Consider the following 17,394-nt stretch of genomic DNA (forward strand, 5'->3'; position numbering starts at 1 on the left):
GCCGCCCGATGCCAGCGTAGGGAGTCGGTCTCACCACCTCACCGTTGCGCCCTGCCGTATCACCCCTTATGGGATGATTCGGGCAGGGCGTGCGTCTTCTCCTGGTTCGCGCCGGGATCCCGGCCAGGGGTTCCGCCGACCGGCCGCTCCGGCGGCCAGAACTGGGAGTCACCATCATGCAGGGCAACCGCTGGCGGACGGTCGACATCGTCGTCACCGCCATCATCGCCGTCGCCTTCGGCGTCATCTTCTGGGCCTGGAACCTGTTGTGGTTCGGGCCGTTCTCGGCCGCCTTCGCGGCGTTCCCGCCGGCGGGCGCGGTCGTGACCGGCGTCTGGTTCGTACCCGCCGTCCTCGCGCCGCTGATCGTCCGCAAGCCGGGCGCCGGCCTCTTCGCCGAACTGGTCGCGGCCACGGTCTCGGCCCTCATCGGCTCCGGCTGGGGCCTGTCCGTCCTCTGGTACGGCCTCGCCCAGGGCGCGGCCGGCGAACTCGGCTTCGCGCTCGGCCGGTACCGGCGCTGGGGCCTGACCCAGGCCGTCCTCTCCGGCGCCCTCATCGGCGCGGCGGCGTCCACTCTGGACCTCACCACCACGTCGTACGGCGAATGGTCGGCCGGCTGGCAGGTCGCGTACACGCTGATCCAGATGGCCAGCGGGGCGCTCATCGCGGGCGCCGGTTCCGCCGGCCTGACCCGGGCCCTCGGCCAGACCGGCGTCCTCGCACCGTTCCCCTCGGGCCGGACCCGCGAGCTCGTCTGATGATCACCCTGGACGCGTACGGGTGGCGGCACGGGGGGCGCCGGGCCTGGGCGGTCCGCGGCGTCGACCTGCGGATCGAACGCGGGGAGCGCGTCCTGCTGCTCGGCCCGTCCGGGGCGGGCAAATCCACCTTGCTCTCGGCCCTCGCCGGACTGCTCGACACGGCGTCCGGCGAGGCCGAGGGCACCCTCAAGGTCGAGGGCCGGCCCGGCATCGTCTTCCAGGATCCCCAGGCCCAGCTCGTCATGACCCGCGCGGGCGACGAGGTGGCCTTCGGCCTGGAGAACCTCGCCTGGCCGGCCGCCGGCCTCTGGCCGCGCGTCGACGAGGTGCTCGCCCAGGTCGGCTTCCCTTACGACCGCGACCGGCCCACCGGCCGGCTGTCCGGCGGCGAGCAACAGCGCCTCGTCGTCGCGGCCGCCCTCGCGCCCAGGCCCGACCTGCTCCTGCTCGACGAGCCCACGGCCAACCTCGACCCCGCCGGGGCCGCGCTCGTGCGCGCCGCCCTCGCCGCCGTCGGCCCGGACGTCGCCACCGTCATCGTCGAACACCGCATCGCCGAGATCCTCCCGCTGATCACCCGGGTCGTCGTCCTCGACCCGGGCGGCGGCGTCCGCGCGGACGGGCCGCCCGGCCTGCTGTCCGGCCCGCTCGGCGCCGAACTCGCGGCCGCCGGCGTATGGGTCCCCGGCCATCCACTCCCCGCGAGGCCCGCGCTCCACTCACCCGGTGAGCCCCTCATCTCTACTTTCGATCTTCGAGTACGCCGGAACGCGTACTCGGACATGGTCGTGCAGGAGCGGGAGATCGTGGCCGTGACGGGGCCGAACGGAGTGGGCAAGTCGACGCTCGCCCTGGCCCTGGGCGGTCTGCTGCGACCGGCGGCGGGTCGCGTGTCCACAGCGGACGGTGAGCCGCACCGCTGGCGGGCGCGACGCCTGGCCGCGCGCATCGGATCGGTGTTCCAGAATCCGGAGCACCAGTTCGTGACCCGGACCGTACGCGACGAGCTGGCCCTCGGCGGCACCAGCCCGGTACACGTCGACGAACTGCTGGACCGCCTGCACCTCGCGGAGCTGGCCCGGGCCAACCCGTTCACGCTGTCGGGCGGGCAGGCGCGCCGGCTGAGCGTGGCGACCGCGCTCGCGGCCGCGCCCCGCCTGCTGATCCTGGACGAGCCGACGTTCGGCCAGGACCGTCGCACGTGGACGGAGATGGTGGACCTGCTCGCGGCGCTGCGCGACGAGGGCCACGGCATCGTGGCGGTGACCCACGATCCGGACCTGGTCACGGCGCTGGACGCGCGGGAGGTGGCGCTGTCGGCTCCGCCCCAGGAGATTGCGCCGGTCGCTTTCTCGCGGGAAGGACGGCAGGGATGACGACGCTGCTCGCCCGCCGGGCGCCCGTGGCCAAACTGGGCGCCGCCCTGACCCTGTCGGTCGCCGCCGTGCTGACCCTCGACCCCGTCGCGTTGGCCGTACTCGCCGCGATCCCGCTGGTCACCGCCCCGCTCTTCGGCCTCTCCCCGCTCCGGCTGCTGCGCCGGGCGTGGCCGGCCTTCGCGGCGGCCGTCGGGATCATCCTGTCGCTGGCCCTCTTCTCGGCCGACCGCGGCGGCACCGTCTACGTCCACTTCGGACCGTTCCTGGTGACCTCGTCGGTGCTCGCCACCGCCGGGGCGTACGCGCTGCGGCTCGTGGCCCTCAGCCTGCCCGCGGTGCTGTTCACGGCCACCACGGACCCGACCGACCTCGCCGACTCCCTCGTCCAGCACGTACGCGCGCCCGCCCGGTTCGCGTACGGTGCGCTGGCCGCGTACCGGCTCGTGGGGCTGTTGACGGAGGAATACCAACAGCTCACGATGGCCCGCCGGGCCCGGGGCATCGACTCCGGCGGCAACCCCCTGCGCTGGGCGAAACTGTTCGCCGGAACCGCCTTCGGCCTGCTGGTCGGCGCCATCCGCCGAGGTACGCGCCTCGCCCAGGCCATGGACGCCCGCGGCTTCGACGCGGGGCTGCCGAGGACGATCGCCCGCCCGTCCCGGTTCGGGCCGCCGGATGTGGCCCTGCTGCTGGGCACGGTCTTCCTGGCCACCGTGCCTCTACTCGCCCTGTGACCACCCCGCCCGCGGCACTGAAGACGGCATCACCGGCGACCGGTGAGCCCGCGCGAGGAGCGGAGGCGAGATCGACGAACCCGGGACAAAAGATCTTGAAGTGGATCTTGAACTCTATGCGGTGGCGACCGGGTTCGGGAGGGCTCCGCCGAAGCGCCGGTCGCGCTGCGCGTACAGCTCGCAGGCCTGCCAGAGGTGGCGGCGGTCGAAGTCCGGCCACAGCACGTCCATATAGATCAGCTCGGCGTACGCGCTCTGCCACAGCAGGAAGTTCGAGGTCCGCTGCTCCCCCGACGGGCGCAGGAACAGGTCGACCTCCGGCACCTCCGGGTGGTAGAGGTGCTTGGCGACCGTCTTCTCGGTGATCCGGTCCGGGCTGAGCCGCCCGGCCGCCACCTCGCGGGCGATGGCCGCCGCCGCGTCGGCGATCTCCGCCTGGCCGCCGTAGTTGACGCAGAACTGGAGGGTCAGCTTGGTGTTGCCGCGGCTCATCTCCTCCGCGGTCTCCAGCTCGTCGATGACGCTCTTCCAGAGGCGACCGCGCCGGCCCGACCAGACCACGCGTACGCCGAGGTCGACGAGCTGGTCACGGCGGCGCCGGATGACGTCGCGGTTGAAGCCCATGAGGAAGCGGACCTCGTCGGGTGAGCGCTTCCAGTTCTCGGTCGAGAACGCGTACGCCGAGAGGTAGGGGACGCCGATCTCCAGCGCGCCCTCGATCGTGTCGAAGAGCGAGTATTCGCCCTGCTCGTGGCCTTTCGTCCGGGGCAGCCCGCGCTCCTTGGCCCAGCGGCCGTTGCCGTCCATGACGACCGCCACGTGCCGGGGCAGCATCTCGACCGGCAACGCGGGCGGTGTCGCACCGGACGGGTGCGGGGTCGGGAAGATCGGCTCCCGGGGGGCCGTGCTCCGCGAGGCGGACCGCCGCAGGCTGAGTTTCTTGATCACGTGCGCTCTCCTCGATCGACCAGCGGTAGCGAGCGTAGCGCGCGTTCCATGTGCCACTGCAGGTGAGCCGCGACCAGGCCGCTGCACTCGCGGCGCTGCGCGGGCTCGGCCGCGTCGGCGGTCTTCCAGTCGCCGCCGAGCAGGGCGATCATCAGGTCGATCGTGAGCGGGTGGGGGTGGGCCGCGCCGGGCGGGCGGCAGTTGGGGCACACGCAGCCGCCGGCGGCGACGGAGAAGGCGCGGTGCCGGCCGGGAGTGGCGCAGACGGCGCACTCGGCGAGGGCGGGCGCCCAGCCCTCGTGGGCCATCGCCCGCAGCAGGTACGCGTCCAGCACCAGCGTCCCGGCGTGCTCGCCGTCCGCCAGTGCCCGCAGGGCGCCGAGGGTCAGCAGGAACAGCCGCAGGGCCGGCTGGTCCTCCTCCGAGGTGAGCCGCTCGGCGGTCTCCATGATCGCGCAGGCGGCCGTGTAGCGCGGATAGTCCTCGACGAAATGCTTGCCCAGCAGGGCCAGCCCCTCGACCTGCGAGATGGTGTGCAGCCCCGATCCCAGCGCCCACTGGACGTCGACGTGGCCGAACGGCTCCAGCCGGGCGCCGTAACGGGAGGTCATCTTGCGCACGCCGCGGGCGACCGCGCGGATGCGGCCGTGCCTGCGCGTCAGCAGGGTGATGATCCGGTCGGATTCACCGAGCTTCTGTACGCGCAGCACCACGGCGTCGTCACGCTGAAGGGGGCGGCGCATCCCAGGCACGTACGCCATTGTGCCGCCCCCGTACGACTTGTTTTACAGCGCGGGCGGAGTGAGGGTTCCCACGACGGACTCGACCGCCGCCGCGACCCGGTACATCTTGTCGTCGCGCAGCGTCCCGGCCATGATCTGGAAACCGACCGGCAGCCCCTCGGACAGCCCGGACGGCACCGAGATCGCCGGACCGCCGTAGAGGTTGGTCGGGATGGTGAACAGGTCCGCCAGGTACATCTGGTACGGATCCGACGTCCGCGAGCCCAGCTCGAACGCCACGAACGGGGTCGTCGGCGACACCAGCACGTCCACCTGCTCGAACGCGGCCGTGAAGTCGCGGGTGATCAGCGTACGCACCTTCTGGGCCTGGCCGTAGTAGGCGTCGTAGTAGCCGGACGAGAGCGCGTACGTGCCGATGATGATGCGGCGCTTCACCTCGGGGCCGAAACCCTGCTCCCGGGTCAGCGACATGACCTCTTCGAGCGAGTGGTTGCCGTCGTCCCCGGCCCGCAGACCGAAGCGGACACCGTCGAACCGGGCGAGGTTCGAGCTGCACTCGCTGGGCGCGATCAGGTAGTAGGCCGGCAGCGCGTACAGGAAGTGGGGGCAGGAGACCTCGACCACCTCGGCGCCGAGCTTGGCCAGGGCGTCGACCGTCTCGCGGAAGGAGGCCATGACGCCGGGCTCGGCGCCCTCCCCCGAGAACTCGCGGACCAGGCCGACCTTCACGCCCGTGAGGTCGCCGGTCGCCCCGAGCCGCGCGGCGGCCACGACGTCCGGCACCGGCGCGTCGATGGACGTGGAGTCGCGCGGGTCGTGACCCGCGATCACCGCGTGCAGCAGGGCGGTGTCCTCGACCGTACGCGCGCACGGCCCGGGCGTGTCCAAAGAGGACGAGAACGCGATGAGCCCGTAACGGCTGGTGCCGCCGTAGGTGGGCTTGGCGCCGACGGTGCCGGTGACGGCGCCGGGCTGGCGGATGGACCCGCCGGTGTCCGTGCCGATCGACAGCGGCGCCTCGTACGCGGCCAGCGCGGCGGCCGACCCGCCACCCGAACCGCCGGGGATGCGCGACAGGTCCCACGGGTTGTACGTCGGCCCGTACGCGGAGTACTCGGTGGACGATCCCATGGCGAACTCGTCCATGTTCGTCTTGCCGAGCATCACCGTGCCGGCCGCCCGCAGCCGTTGCACGAGCGTGGCGTCGTAGGGCGGCTTCCAGCCTTCGAGGATCTTGGAGCCGGCGGTCGTCGGCACCCCCTCGGTGGCGAGCACGTCCTTGACGGCGATCGGCACACCGGCCAGCGGCCCGAGGTTCTCGCCGTTCTTGATCCGCTCGTCGACCGCCCGGGCGGCGGCCAGCGCCCCCGCCTCGTCGACGTGCAGGAAGGCGCGTACCTTCCCGTCGACCTCGGCGATCCGGTCGAGGTGGGCCCGCGTGACCTCTTCCGACGACACTTCCCGGCTCGCGATCAACGCGCCGAGCTCGGCGGCGGTCTTCTTGATCATGCTCACTCCTCGTCCAGGATGCGCGGTACGCGGAACCGCTCCTCGGCGACGTCCGGCGCACCGGCCAGCGCCTTCTCCCGCGGCAGGCACGGCGCGGGAACATCCTCGCGCAGCACGTTGACCAGCGGCACCGAGTGCGAGGTGGGCGGGATGTCGGCGGCGGCGACCTCGCCGATCCGGGCGATCGACTGCAGGATCACGTCGAGCTGGCCGGCGAACATGTCCAGCTCCTGCTCGGTGACGGCGAGCCGCGACAGGCGCGCGAGGTGCGCGACCTCCTCGCGGGAGATGGCAGTCATGACGCGCCCCCTACGAAGTCCGACGAAATATGCGGCAGCGAGTGCCCCCGAGAGTCTATTTGCCCGCCTGTCCTCGTCGTTCGTCGGGGCGTAGGGGTTTCTTCGGTCAAGATCAAGATCTTTTTTGTCCCGGGTTCGTCGATCTCACCTCCGCTCCTCGCGCGGGAGACCGTTCCGGCTCCTCCGCTTCGCTCCGGGGCCTCCACTGCCAGGTGAGTGGGGCGACGCATCATTCACCGCGGTTGGGTCGCGGTTTCCGCACGCGCTCGCTGACGCGAGTGTCACCCCAGCGCTCCACGCCCCCTTCTCTCGACGATCTCGCGCGAATGTTCGGGCATATCGGGCATTCAGGACGGATTTCGAGACATTCGTGCAAGATCGTCGGGGAAGGGCGAGGGTCAGGCGTCTTCGCTGGTCCAGGAGGCGGTGAGGTCCGCGGCGCTCCGGCCCACCGGCAGCCCGGCCAGCCGTCGCGCCCCCGGCACCGTGGTACGCCCCAGCCAGCCGATCAGTTCGTCCGCCGGCATCGGCCGGGCGTAGAACCAGCCCTGGGCGACCTCGCATCCGCATTCGTGCAGCAGCCGCCAGGTGGGTTCGTCCTCGACTCCCTCGGCGACGACCCGCAGCCCGAGCGCGCCGGCCAGGTCGATGATCGAGCGTACGATCGCCGCGTCGTCGGGGTCGGTACGCATCCCGAAGACGAAGGTCCGGTCGATCTTGACTTCGGCCAGCGGCATCCGGCGCAGGTGCTGCATCGAGGAGTAGCCCGTGCCGAAGTCGTCGAGGGCGATCGCCACGCCGAGCCGGTCGAGCAGGCCGAGGGTGACGAGCACCCGGTTCGGGTCGGCCATCAGGCCCTCTTCGGTGATCTCCAGTTGCAGCTGGTCGGCCGTCACGCCGTGCGTACGCAGGAGGGCCGTGACGTGTTCGACGATGTCGTCGGTGTGCAGGTCGCGTACGGAGACGTTGACCGCGCAGCGCAGCCGCAGGGCCATCGGCCGCCAGATCGCCAGCTGCTCGATGACGTGCTCGAGCACCCAGCGGGTGAGCTGGCGCATCACCGAACTCGGCTCGGCCGCCTTGATCAGTTCCTCCGGGTCGATCGGCCCGTAGTGCGGGTGGCTCCAGCGCAGCAGGGCCTCCACGCCGACGACCTCGCCCGTCGCGATCTCGACCTGCGGCTGGTAGTAGATCGTCAGGCCGCCGCCGTCCGGGCTCTCCAGCGCCTGGCGGAGGTCGGCGACGAGGCTGAGGCGGCGGGGCGAGTTGTGGTCGGACTCGGCCGCGTAGATCGCGACGCCGTCGCCGCGGTGCTTCGCGTCGTACATGGCCACGTCGGCGTGGCGCATCAGGGTCGCGAAGTCCGTGCCGTGCTCGGGGTAGAGGGCGATGCCCACCGACGCCGAGATGTCCAGCGGCAGCCCGTCGAGGCTGATCGGGCGCTGGAGCGCGGCGGTCACCCGGGCGGCCAGGTGGACGGCGTCCTGCGGGCCGGTCAGCCGGCCGGCGATGATCGCGAACTCGTCGCCGCCGAGCCGGGCCACCAGGTCGCCTTCGCGTACGCCTTTCGCCAGCCGGTCGGCCACGGCCACCAGGAGCCGGTCGCCGACCGCGTGCCCGAGGGCGTCGTTGACGTGCTTGAACCGGTCGAGGTCGAGCAGCAGCAGGGCGAAGCTGCCGCGGCCGCCCGAGCGGGCGTAGTCGGCCGCGATCGAGCCGACCTCGCTGATCAGCACCTTGCGGTTGGCCAGTCCGGTCAGCGGGTCGAGCCGGGCGAGCCGGCTCTGCTGCATCGACAGCACCGACAGCCGCTGCACCGCCAGCAGCGGGACGACCGCGAGCGGGACGTAGAGCGGGCTGGCCGTGGCCGCCTCGGCGAGCACGGTGCCGAGCAGCAGCAGCGATCCCGTGGTCAGCGCCTCGGAGACGAACGGTACGCGGATCGTCGACCAGAACGGCCCGCCGAACCGCAGCCACACGGCGATCGAGGTCGTCGTGTACTTGAGGGCGAACCAGGTGAGGGCGGCGGCCACGAACACCACCACGTACGCCCCGGTCGGCGCGTCGACCGGCAGGATCATCGAACCGGCGTGGATCACGAGCTGGGCGGCGGTGAGGGCCAGCGTGTACTGGGCGATGTTGAACAGCGCCCGCCACGGCCTGTGTTTCATCCGGATCGACGAGACGATCACGGCCGCGGTCTGGACGACGAGCGCCGCGGGCAGGCCGGAGTCGATGAGGATGGCGAAGGTGAAGCAGATCGACGGGAAGACCGCCGAGCTCAACCGGCGCCCCGGCGGCATCCAGGGCCAGGCGTCGGCCAGCAGGGCCAGGGCGGCCATGAGCCAGACCTCGACGCCGATGTTCGCCGATCCGGCCAGCGGCCCGGCGGGATGCAGGAAGATCAGCGTCGCCGCGACCGCGATGACCACCGCGACGTAACTCGCGAACCGTCCCGCGCCCTCGGCGGGCGCCGAATTCCGCAACGTCTCGGCCGGGACCATGATCGATTGGGTCTCGGCCGGGATCCTGACGGTGCGTGACGTGTCGGCCGCCATGCCCCCACCTCCAGCGCCCCCGTCGCCGTCGTCGCCGACCGGCGTACCAACACCCTATGACCAGCAACCTTATGACCGGCGTAACGCTTCCGGCCAAGGGACGACACGCCCGGACGGAACTGAAACCACGCAAACACTACAGCCGGACCGGTCGGTCAGGGCGCCTCCGCCGTCGATGCCGCGTACGCCCGAGCCGCGTCAGGTCCCTCGGTCAGCAGGATCGCGAGACCGGCGTCATCGAGCGTCGGTACGCCCAGCGTGAGGGCTTTGTCCGCCTTCGAACCGGGTTCGGCGCCCACCACGACGAAACTGGTCTTCTTCGACACCGATCCGGTGACCTTGGCACCCTGCTCGGCGAGGCGCTCGCCGACCTCGTCGCGGGTGAAGTCGGTCAGGGTGCCGGTGACCACCACGGTCAGCCCGTCGAGCGGCTTGGGACCGGTGTCCGGCGCGATCTCCTCCGCCATCCGTACGCCGGCGGCCGTCCACTTCTCGACGACCTCGCGGTGCCAGTCGACGGTGAACCAGTCGCGGACGGATTCGGCGATGATGCCGCCGACGTCCTCCACCGAGGACATCTGCTCGACGCTCGCGGTCCCGATCCGCTCGACCGAGCCGAAGTGCGCCGCCAGCGCCTGGGCCGCGGTCGGCCCGACGTAGCGGATGGACAGCGCCACCAGAACCCGCCACAGTGGACGCTGCTTGGCCTCTTCCAGGTTCAGCAGCAGCTTGCCGGCGTTGGTCGACAGCGTGCCGTCCTTCTTGAGGAAGAACGGCGAGCGCGCCAGGTCGTCGGCGGTCAGCGCGAAGATGTCGCCCTCGTCCACGATGATCTTGTCCGCGAGCAGCGCCGCGCCGGCCTTGTAGCCGAGCACCTCGATGTCGAAGGCGCCGCGGCCGGCCAGGTGGAAGATCCGTTCACGCAGCTGGGCCGGGCAGGAGCGGGAGTTGGGGCAGCGCAGGTCGACGTCGCCCTCCTTGGCCGCGTGCAGCGGCGCGCCGCACTCCGGGCAGCTCACGGGCATCACGAAGTCGCGCTCGGTGCCGTCACGCAGGTCCACGACCGGACCGAGCACCTCGGGGATCACGTCGCCGGCCCGCCGGATCGTGACGGTGTCGCCGATCCGGACGCCCTTGCGCTTGACCTCCTCCTGGTTGTGCAGGGTCGCGCTGGTGATCGTGACGCCCGCGACCTGGACTGGGGCGAGCACCGCGTACGGCGTGACGCGGCCGGTGCGCCCGACGTTGACGAGCACGTCGAGCAGCTTCGTGTTGGCCTCCTCGGGCGGATACTTGTACGCGATCGCCCAGCGCGGTGCCCGGCTCGTGGAACCGAGGCGGCCCTGGATCGAGACGTCGTCCACTTTGATCACCACGCCGTCGATGTCGTGCTCGACGTCGTGCCGGTGCTCGGCGTAGTACGCGATGAACTCGCGGACGCCGTCGAGGGAGTCGACGACCTTCCAGCGGTCCGAGGTCGGCAGCCCCCACGCGTGCAGCAGCTCGTATGCCTCCGACTGCCGGACGGGTGCGAATCCGTCGCGGGCGCCGATGCCGTGCACGATGAGCCGCAGCGGCCGGCTGCCCGTGACGCCGGGATCCTTCTGCCGCAACGATCCCGAGGCCGCGTTGCGGGGATTGGCGAACGGGCGCTCACCGGCCGCGACGAGCTGGGCGTTGAGGTCGGCGAAGCCCTCGGTCGGGAAGAAGATCTCGCCGCGGACCTCCACGAGCGCGGGCAGGTCCTCCCCGGTGAGCTGCTTCGGCACGCCCGCCATGGTCAGCACGTTGGGCGTGACGTCCTCACCGGTACGCCCGTCGCCGCGGGTCGCGGCCCGCACGAGCCGCCCGTTGCGGTAGGTCAGGTTGATCGCGAGCCCGTCGATCTTCAGCTCGCACAGGTAGGAGAGGGGTCCGCCGCCGGCGTCGCGCTCGGCCCGCTCGGCCCACGCCACCAGCTCCTCTTCGGAGAAGGCGTTGTCCAGGCTGAGCATCCGGACCTCGTGCTGCACCGGAGCGAACAGCGTCGAGGCGGTGCCGCCCACCCGCTGCGTCGGCGAGTCGTTCGAGCGTAGTTCCGGGAACTTCTCCTCGATCGCGGCGAGCTCGCGCAGCAGTGCGTCGTACTCCGCGTCGGAGACCGTGGGCGCGTCCAGCTCGTAGTAGCGCCGCTGATGCTCGTCGATCTCCTCGGCCAGCTGCGCGACCCGGATCCGGGCCTGCTCGAAAGCGGGATCGTTGACAGGAGCCGTATCCGCGGGGACGGCGACGGGGACGGCTTCGGGAAGGACGCTCTCGCTCACACCAAGAATCTACTGGGTGTGTACGACATCCGAGCCCTGCGCCGGGCCCGGCCGGCCGACGAGCCGCAGGCTCACGCGGTTGGCCGCGAGCAGCGTCAGCATCGCCGGCGTGAGGGTCAGCCGCGACCCCGGGCTCACCTCACCCGTGATCTGCACGAACCGCCGGTCCGGGCCGGCCGTCGCGCACCCGGCCAGCGCCACCACCAGCGCCGGGCCGAGATCCTGCCCGTCGGGCACCGGCAGGCCGTTCCGGCCCTGCGCCGACACCTGGATCGCGGTCCAGCCCGAGCTCGCCATCAGGCCGCCACCCGGGCCACGAAGGAGACCGGCAGGCCCAGGTCGGCCAGGCGGCCGAGGGTCGCCGCGTCGACGCCGAGCGCGCTGTCCACGGCGACGTCGAGCGAGATCTTCGCGCCCTCCGTCTCGATCAGCTTCTCCAGCGGATCCTTCAGCCCGGCGCACGCGTCCAGGAAGTCGCCGAGCGAACCGCCGGCGAGCCGCCACAACACGCGGGACGGGCCGTCGAGGAGCCGCGCACTGGCGCCGGGGGCGGGCAGCGCGTCGGTCAGCAGGGCGGGATCCTCCCCCGGCACCTGCACCCACAGCACGACCGCGGGTGCTGCCACGTCACACCTCCGCGAGACGACGGCCCGCGTCACGGCAGGCCGTGAGGGCCGCGCGGGCGAACTCGGGCGTGGCGCCGGCCAGCCCGCACGCCGGTGTCACCACCACCTGCCGGGCCAGCTGCGACTCGCCGAACCCGAGCGTCCGCCACATCGTGCGTACTGTATCGGCAATCTTGCGGGAGTCGCGCGAAGCCGGGACGCCGGCGAGCAGCGTGAGTCCCGCCTCGATCATCTCGCCGATCGGGTCGAGGTCCTTGACCAGCGAAAGATCGACCGCGACGCCCGCGGCGCCGGTCTCCCGCAGCAGCCCGATCGGCGCGTCGGGCGCGCAGCAGTGCAGGATCACGGGTACGCCGGCCGGCCCCACGAGCTCCGTCAGCCGGTCCCGGACCGTGGCGGCCGCCACCGAGCGATAGGTGTACAGGCCGCTGTCCGTCTTGACGTGACCGGCGAGGACCGCGGGCAGCGAGGGTTCGTCGATCTGCAGCATGACCTGGGCACCCGGCACCCGGCGCCGGACGTCGGCGACGTGCTGGCGCAGGCCCTCGGCGAGCGAGGCGGCCAGCTCGCGGGCGGCGCCGTGGTCGGACAGGACCGCCTGCCCCTGCGGAAGTTCGATGGCGGCGGCGAGCGTCCACGGCCCGGCGGCCTGGATCTTCAGCGGCCCGGTGTACCCGTCCGCCTGCTCGGCCAGCTCGTCGAGATCACGTTCCAGCAGGTCGTACGCGCGCCGGAGATCCTTGCCGCCGCGCGCCGTGATCCGCCACCGTCCGGTGTAGATCTCGACCGGCAGCTCGACGAGGAACCCGGCACCGCGTCCGATCATGTCGGCACCCGGCCCCCGCCCCGGCAGCTCCGGCAGGTACGCGACCGGCAGCTCGCCCAGGCTGAGCTTCACCGCCTCGGCGATGTCGGTGCCCGGCAGCGAACCGATGCCGGTGGCGCTCCCGAGGGGCAGCTCGATCACAAGATCACTCCGCATTCACGATGGTCGCGCTGCCGAGGACGATGTCGCCGCCGGGATCGGGCCGGTAGACGACGATCGCCTGGCCCGGAGCTATGCCGCGGGCGGGCTGCCGCAGCGACGCCGTCAGCCGGCCGCCGGCCAGCTCGATCACCGCGTCCGTGGCCTCGCCGTGCGCCCGCATCTGAACCTGTGCCTCGATCGGGCCGTCGATCGCGGCCAGCTGGACGGGGCGCTCGCCGACCACCGTGCGGACGTCGAGGGCCTCGGCCGGGCCGACGGTCACCGTGTTGGACACCGGCGTGATCGACAGGACGTAGCGGGGCTTGCCGTCCGGGGCGGGCCGGCCGAGCTGGAGGCCCTTGCGCTGGCCGACCGTGAACGCGTACGCGCCGTCGTGGCGGCCCAGGACCTCGCCGGTGGTGCCGTCGACGATGTCGCCCGGCGACTCGCCCAGGTGCCGGCGCAGGAAGCCGCGGGTGTCCCCGTCGGCGATGAAGCAGATGTCGTGCGAGTCCGGCTTGTCGGCGACCATGAGGCCGCGCTCCTGGGCCTCGGCGCGCACGTCCGACTTGAGGGTGTCGCCCAGCGGGAACATGGAGTGCCGCACCTGCTCCGGCGTCAGTACGCCGAGCACGTAGGACTGGTCCTTGCCCAGGTCGACGGCCCGCCGCAGCAGCCCGTCGGCGCCGAGCCGGGCGTAGTGCCCGGTGACCACGGCGTCGAAGCCGAGCGCCAGCGCCCGGTCGAGGACGGCGGCGAACTTGATCTTCTCGTTGCAGCGCAGGCACGGGTTCGGCGTACGCCCGGCCGCATACTCGGCGAGGAAGTCGTCGACCACGTCGGCGTGGAACTCCTCGGCCATGTCCCAGACGTAGAACGGGATGCCGATGACGTCGGCGGCGCGCCGGGCGTCATGGGAGTCCTCGCGGGAACAGCAGCCGCGGGCGCCGGTCCGGTAGCTCTGCGGGTTGCGCGACAGGGCCAGGTGCACCCCGGTCACGTCATGGCCGGCCGCGGCCGCCCGGGCAGCCGCCACCGCCGAATCGACCCCACCCGACATCGCCGCAAGAACACGCACCCACCGAGCTTACTGCCTGCCTCTGAGGGATTTCTCAGGCGCGGTTGCGCAGCATGCCGGCCCGGCGGGCCCGCTCGACCGCACCGGGCAGGGCGGCGATCAGCGCGTCGATCTCGGCGGACGTCGAATCGTGGCCGAGCGTGAACCGCAGCGACGACCGGGCCAGCACCGGATCGCACCCCATCGCCAGCAGCACGTGGGACGGCTGGGCGATCCCGGCCGAGCACGCCGAACCCGTCGAGCAGGCGATCCCCTGCGCGTCGAGCAGCATGAGCAGCGCGTCGCCCTCGCAGCCGGGGAAGGCGAAATGCGCGTTGCCGGGCAGCCGGTCGGCCGGGTCACCGTTGAGGACGGCGTCCGGCACGATCTCGCGTACGCGGGAGATGAGCTCGTCCCGAAGGGCGGCGAGCCGGGCGGCGGCCTGCTCGCGGGCGCGGACGGTCAGGTCGAGGGCGGTGGCGAAGGCCACGATGCCCGGCACGTCGAGGGTGCCGGAGCGGACGTCGCGCTCCTGGCCGCCCCCGTGCAGCAGTGGTACGCAGGCCACCTCGCGCCCGAGCAGCAGCGCGCCCACGCCGACCGGCCCGCCGATCTTGTGGCCGGTGACGGTGAGGGCCGAGACGCCGGAGAGTGCGAAGGCGACCGGGACCTGGCCGATGGCCTGGACGGCGTCGGTGTGCATCGGGATGCCGCGGGCGCCGGCGATCCCGGCCAGCTCGGGGATCGGCTGCAGCGTGCCGACCTCGTTGTTCGCCCACATCACGGTGACCAGGGCCACGTCGTCGTCGAGGGCCTCCGCCAGGGTGGCCGGGTCGACGCGGCCGGCGCCGTCGACGGGCAGCCAGGTGACCTTGGCGTCCTCGTGCGCCTCCAGCCAGTGGACGGCGTCGAGGACGGCGTGGTGCTCGATGGAGCTGGCGACCACGCGGCAGCGGCCCTCGGGGCGGCGCGCCCAGAAGATGCCCTTGACCGCGAGGTTGTCCGATTCGGTGCCGCCGCCGGTGAAGATCACCTCGGACGGTCGGGCGCCCAGGGCCGCGGCGACGCGCTCGCGCGCCTCCTCGACCTTGCGACGGGCGCACCGGCCGGGGCCGTGCAGCGACGATGCGTTGCCGACTTCGCGCGCGGCGGCCACGTACGCCTCCACTGCCTCCGGCAGCATCGGGGTCGTGGCCGCGTGGTCTAGGTATGCCATCGTGTCCAGCCTATCCGGACAGGGCGCCGAGCCAGCGGTGGCCGGGATGCACGAGGGTCAGCCAGGACCGCAGCCGGTGCCGGTCGGCCGCCGCCAGCAGGGGCGCGACCAGGTCGAAGTCCTGCTGATCCTTGGGCCGGGCGTGCTTGGCCTTGAAGAACAGGGCCAGCTCCGGCCGGAGGAACGGGATGCCGTCCGCGTACGCGACGACGTCGGTCAGGGGGACGGCGATCTCCAGGTCCTCGTGCGCCCGGCTGATCCGGCCGAGCCACAGGTCGACCGCCCAGCCGCCGGCGACGTACCAGGGCACGTCCACTCCGGACAGGACGGTGGCGATCCCGCGCGGTTCCCACGCCTGCCACGCTTCGATGTCGGGTGCCGTCACCCGCAGGAGAGTACGCCTCCCGCGGGTGACGGCGCCGACGGTCTCACTTGCGCTTGCGGATCTCCTCGGCAGCCTGCGGCACGACGTTGAACAGGTCGCCCACCACGCCGTAGTCGGTCAGCTCGAAGATCGGCGCCTCGGCGTCCTTGTTCACCGCGACGATCGTCTTCGAGGTCTGCATGCCGGCCCGGTGCTGGATCGCGCCGGAGATGCCGAGTGCCACGTAGAGCTGCGGCGAGACGGTCTTCCCGGTCTGTCCGACCTGGAACGCGTGCGGGTAGAAGCCGGAGTCGACGGCCGCGCGGGACGCGCCGACGGCGCCACCGAGCAGGTCGGCCAGCTCCTCCACCAGCGCGAAGTTCTCCGCGCTGCCGACACCGCGGCCGCCCGAGACCACGATCGAGGCCTCGGCCAGTTCGGGGCGGGCGCCCTTCGCCTCGGCGACGCGCTGCGTCACGGTGGCGAGCTTGGCGTTGTCCGGCACCTCGACGGCGACGGCCTCCACGACCGGCTGCGCCGGTGCGGGGGTCGGGGTCAGCGAGTTGCCGCGGACGGTCACGAGCGGGATGCCCCGGGTGACCGTGGACTTCACGATCGTCGAGCCGGCGAACACGACCTGCGTGGCCGTGCCGTCCGCGCTCAGACCCACGACATCCGTCAGTACGCCGTTGTCCAGCTTGACGGCCAGCCGCCCGGCGATCTCCTTGCCCTCCTGGGTGGAGCCGAGGAGCACGGCGGCCGGCGAGGTCGACTTCACGATCTCGGCCAGCGCGGCGGCCTTCGGGGCGACCAGGTAGCCCGCGAGGTCGTCGTGCTCCGCGACGAGCACCTTCTGGGCGCCGTACTCGCCGAGCTTCGCGACCAGCGGTTCGGCCGTGCCAGGGGCGCCGAGGACGACCGCGACCGGCGTACCGAGGTCGCGGGCGAGGGTCAGCATCTCCAGCGTCACCTTCTTGGGCGTACCGCCGGCGGACTCGACTACAACAAGAACGTCACTCATCGTCGACCTCACACGAACTTCTCGGTAGCGAGGAACTCGACGAGCTTCGCGCCGCCGTCGCCCTCATCGGTGACCTTGACACCGCCGGAGCGGGCGGGACGCTTGCTGTGCTCGACGACCGCGGTGCTGGCACCGGCGGCACCGACGGTGCCCGCGTCGACGCCCAGGTCGGCGAGGCCCAGGGTGGAGACCGGCTTCTTCTTGGCCTCCATGATCCCCTTGAACGACGGGTACCGCGGCTCGTTGATCGTGTCCCAGACGCTGACGACCGCGGGGGTCGAAGCGGTGACGATCTCGTAGCCCTCCTCGGTCTGCCGCTCGATCGTGAGCGTCGAGCCGTCCACGGTGAGCTTGCGCGCGCCGGTCAGCGCCGCGACGCCGAGCCGCTCGGCGATCATGTGCGGCAGGACCTGGCCACGTGCGTCGGTCGCCTCCGCGCCGCAGAGGACGACGTCCGGCTCCAGCTGCTTCAGGGCGGCGGCGAGCACCGCGGAGGTGCCCAGCGCGCACGAGCCGTGGAGGGCCTCGTCGGTCACGTGCACGGCCTTGTCCGGCCCCATCGACAGCGCCTTGCGGATCGACTCGGTCGCCCGCTCCGGTCCCATGGTCAGCAGAGTGACCTCGGCGCCGTGCGCCTCCCGGATGCGCAGCGCCTCTTCGATGGCGTACTCATCCATCTCGTTGATCACGTTGTTCGCCGACGCGCGGTCGACGGTGTTGTCGTCAGTGCGCAGCGTGCGGTCCGCGCCGGAGTCCGGCACCTGCTTGACGAGTACGACGATCTTCATCGTGCTTCGACGACCCTCCTGTGATGTACAGCTGAACGTTCGTTCATGCTGCCATGTGGCTCCGCGCTCCGATGTTACCCACTAGTAGCTTCACCACGTCGCGGTGGTGTCCGTGACA

General features: G+C 72.0%; 17 protein-coding genes. 3 read left to right on the forward strand and 14 right to left on the reverse strand.

Translation table 11 applies throughout. From position 1 onward, the window contains the following. Positions 1-176 precede the first annotated feature (176 nt). From G401_RS0102190 to G401_RS0102200, 3 genes are read left to right on the forward strand one after another with little or no spacing between them, the layout of a single operon-like run. Positions 177-761, forward strand: coding sequence for an ECF transporter S component (locus G401_RS0102190; protein WP_034590549.1), 585 nt, complete (start codon positions 177-179; stop codon positions 759-761). Further along, positions 761-2,140 carry an ABC transporter ATP-binding protein gene (locus G401_RS42870; RefSeq protein ID WP_051366016.1) on the forward strand — a complete coding sequence of 460 codons (1,380 nt, stop codon included), beginning with the start codon at positions 761-763 and terminating at the stop codon, positions 2,138-2,140. Before G401_RS0102190 ends, G401_RS42870 begins: the two co-directional genes overlap by 1 nt. Next, positions 2,137-2,877, forward strand: coding sequence for an energy-coupling factor transporter transmembrane component T family protein (locus G401_RS0102200; protein WP_027341216.1), 741 nt, complete (start codon positions 2,137-2,139; stop codon positions 2,875-2,877). Before G401_RS42870 ends, G401_RS0102200 begins: the two co-directional genes overlap by 4 nt. Positions 2,878-2,991: 114 nt before the next feature. Here G401_RS0102200 and G401_RS0102205 read toward each other — a convergent pair whose 3' ends face one another. From G401_RS0102205 to G401_RS0102270, 14 genes are all read right to left on the reverse strand, one after another. After that, complete coding sequence (locus G401_RS0102205; protein ID WP_027341217.1) at positions 2,992-3,765, reverse strand: isoprenyl transferase; 774 nt, start codon at positions 3,763-3,765, stop codon at positions 2,992-2,994. A gap of 56 nt (positions 3,766-3,821) precedes the next feature. Next, positions 3,822-4,577 carry a DNA repair protein RecO gene (gene recO / locus G401_RS42875; RefSeq protein WP_034590555.1) on the reverse strand — a complete coding sequence of 252 codons (756 nt, stop codon included), beginning with the start codon at positions 4,575-4,577 and terminating at the stop codon, positions 3,822-3,824. A gap of 33 nt (positions 4,578-4,610) precedes the next feature. After that, on the reverse strand, positions 4,611-6,077 hold the full coding sequence (gatA, locus tag G401_RS0102215) for an Asp-tRNA(Asn)/Glu-tRNA(Gln) amidotransferase subunit GatA (protein WP_027341218.1): 1,467 nt from the start codon (positions 6,075-6,077) through the stop codon (positions 4,611-4,613). A 2-nt stretch (positions 6,078-6,079) separates the two neighbouring features. Continuing rightward, on the reverse strand, positions 6,080-6,376 hold the full coding sequence (gene gatC, locus G401_RS0102220) for an Asp-tRNA(Asn)/Glu-tRNA(Gln) amidotransferase subunit GatC (protein WP_027341219.1): 297 nt from the start codon (positions 6,374-6,376) through the stop codon (positions 6,080-6,082). A 398-nt stretch (positions 6,377-6,774) separates the two neighbouring features. Beyond that, a complete protein-coding gene (locus G401_RS42880; protein ID WP_064741655.1) occupies positions 6,775-8,934 on the reverse strand; it encodes a putative bifunctional diguanylate cyclase/phosphodiesterase in 2,160 nt (719 codons plus the stop codon). A 155-nt stretch (positions 8,935-9,089) separates the two neighbouring features. Continuing rightward, entirely contained in the window at positions 9,090-11,237 is a 2,148-nt protein-coding gene (gene ligA, locus G401_RS0102230) for an NAD-dependent DNA ligase LigA (RefSeq protein WP_034590413.1), read from the reverse strand. Positions 11,238-11,246: 9 nt separating this feature from the next. Continuing rightward, on the reverse strand, positions 11,247-11,534 hold the full coding sequence (locus G401_RS0102235; protein WP_027341221.1) for a hypothetical protein: 288 nt from the start codon (positions 11,532-11,534) through the stop codon (positions 11,247-11,249). Further along, the gene (locus G401_RS0102240) at positions 11,534-11,863 is read right to left on the reverse strand and encodes a hypothetical protein (RefSeq protein ID WP_027341222.1); all 330 of its coding nucleotides are present in this window, start codon (positions 11,861-11,863) and stop codon (positions 11,534-11,536) included. The genes G401_RS0102235 and G401_RS0102240 overlap by 1 nt, the downstream gene beginning before the upstream one ends. 1 nt (position 11,864) lies before the next feature. Further along, positions 11,865-12,830: a methionine synthase gene (locus G401_RS0102245; RefSeq protein WP_027341223.1), complete on the reverse strand. Its 966-nt coding sequence runs from the start codon at positions 12,828-12,830 to the stop codon at positions 11,865-11,867. A 4-nt stretch (positions 12,831-12,834) separates the two neighbouring features. Then, positions 12,835-13,908, reverse strand: coding sequence for a tRNA 2-thiouridine(34) synthase MnmA (gene mnmA, locus G401_RS0102250; protein WP_027341224.1), 1,074 nt, complete (start codon positions 13,906-13,908; stop codon positions 12,835-12,837). A gap of 34 nt (positions 13,909-13,942) precedes the next feature. After that, positions 13,943-15,103 (reverse strand): cysteine desulfurase family protein, encoded by a 1,161-nt coding sequence (locus tag G401_RS0102255; RefSeq protein WP_027341225.1) that lies wholly within the window; start codon positions 15,101-15,103, stop codon positions 13,943-13,945. A gap of 10 nt (positions 15,104-15,113) precedes the next feature. Continuing rightward, the gene (locus G401_RS52240; protein ID WP_027341226.1) at positions 15,114-15,488 is read right to left on the reverse strand and encodes a nucleotidyltransferase domain-containing protein; all 375 of its coding nucleotides are present in this window, start codon (positions 15,486-15,488) and stop codon (positions 15,114-15,116) included. A 43-nt stretch (positions 15,489-15,531) separates the two neighbouring features. Beyond that, complete coding sequence (locus G401_RS0102265; protein WP_027341227.1) at positions 15,532-16,488, reverse strand: electron transfer flavoprotein subunit alpha/FixB family protein; 957 nt, start codon at positions 16,486-16,488, stop codon at positions 15,532-15,534. Positions 16,489-16,496: 8 nt separating this feature from the next. Continuing rightward, complete coding sequence (locus G401_RS0102270) at positions 16,497-17,276, reverse strand: electron transfer flavoprotein subunit beta/FixA family protein (RefSeq protein ID WP_027341228.1); 780 nt, start codon at positions 17,274-17,276, stop codon at positions 16,497-16,499. Positions 17,277-17,394 lie beyond the last annotated feature (118 nt).

This window comes from Hamadaea tsunoensis DSM 44101, assembly GCF_000428945.1.
Classification (GTDB): Bacteria; Actinomycetota; Actinomycetes; order Mycobacteriales; family Micromonosporaceae; genus Hamadaea; species Hamadaea tsunoensis.

Coding starts and splice junctions, on each gene's coding strand:
- G401_RS0102190 (WP_034590549.1), top strand. CDS start 177: ATGCAGGGCAACCGCTGGCGGACGGTCGACATCGTCGTCACCGCCATC.
- G401_RS42870 (WP_051366016.1), top strand. CDS start 761: ATGATCACCCTGGACGCGTACGGGTGGCGGCACGGGGGGCGCCGGGCC.
- G401_RS0102200 (WP_027341216.1), top strand. CDS start 2,137: ATGACGACGCTGCTCGCCCGCCGGGCGCCCGTGGCCAAACTGGGCGCC.
- gatA (WP_027341218.1), bottom strand. CDS start 6,077: ATGATCAAGAAGACCGCCGCCGAGCTCGGCGCGTTGATCGCGAGCCGG.
- gatC (WP_027341219.1), bottom strand. CDS start 6,376: ATGACTGCCATCTCCCGCGAGGAGGTCGCGCACCTCGCGCGCCTGTCG.
- G401_RS42880 (WP_064741655.1), bottom strand. CDS start 8,934: ATGGCGGCCGACACGTCACGCACCGTCAGGATCCCGGCCGAGACCCAA.
- G401_RS0102235 (WP_027341221.1), bottom strand. CDS start 11,534: ATGGCGAGCTCGGGCTGGACCGCGATCCAGGTGTCGGCGCAGGGCCGG.
- G401_RS0102255 (WP_027341225.1), bottom strand. CDS start 15,103: ATGGCATACCTAGACCACGCGGCCACGACCCCGATGCTGCCGGAGGCA.
- G401_RS0102265 (WP_027341227.1), bottom strand. CDS start 16,488: ATGAGTGACGTTCTTGTTGTAGTCGAGTCCGCCGGCGGTACGCCCAAG.
- G401_RS0102270 (WP_027341228.1), bottom strand. CDS start 17,276: ATGAAGATCGTCGTACTCGTCAAGCAGGTGCCGGACTCCGGCGCGGAC.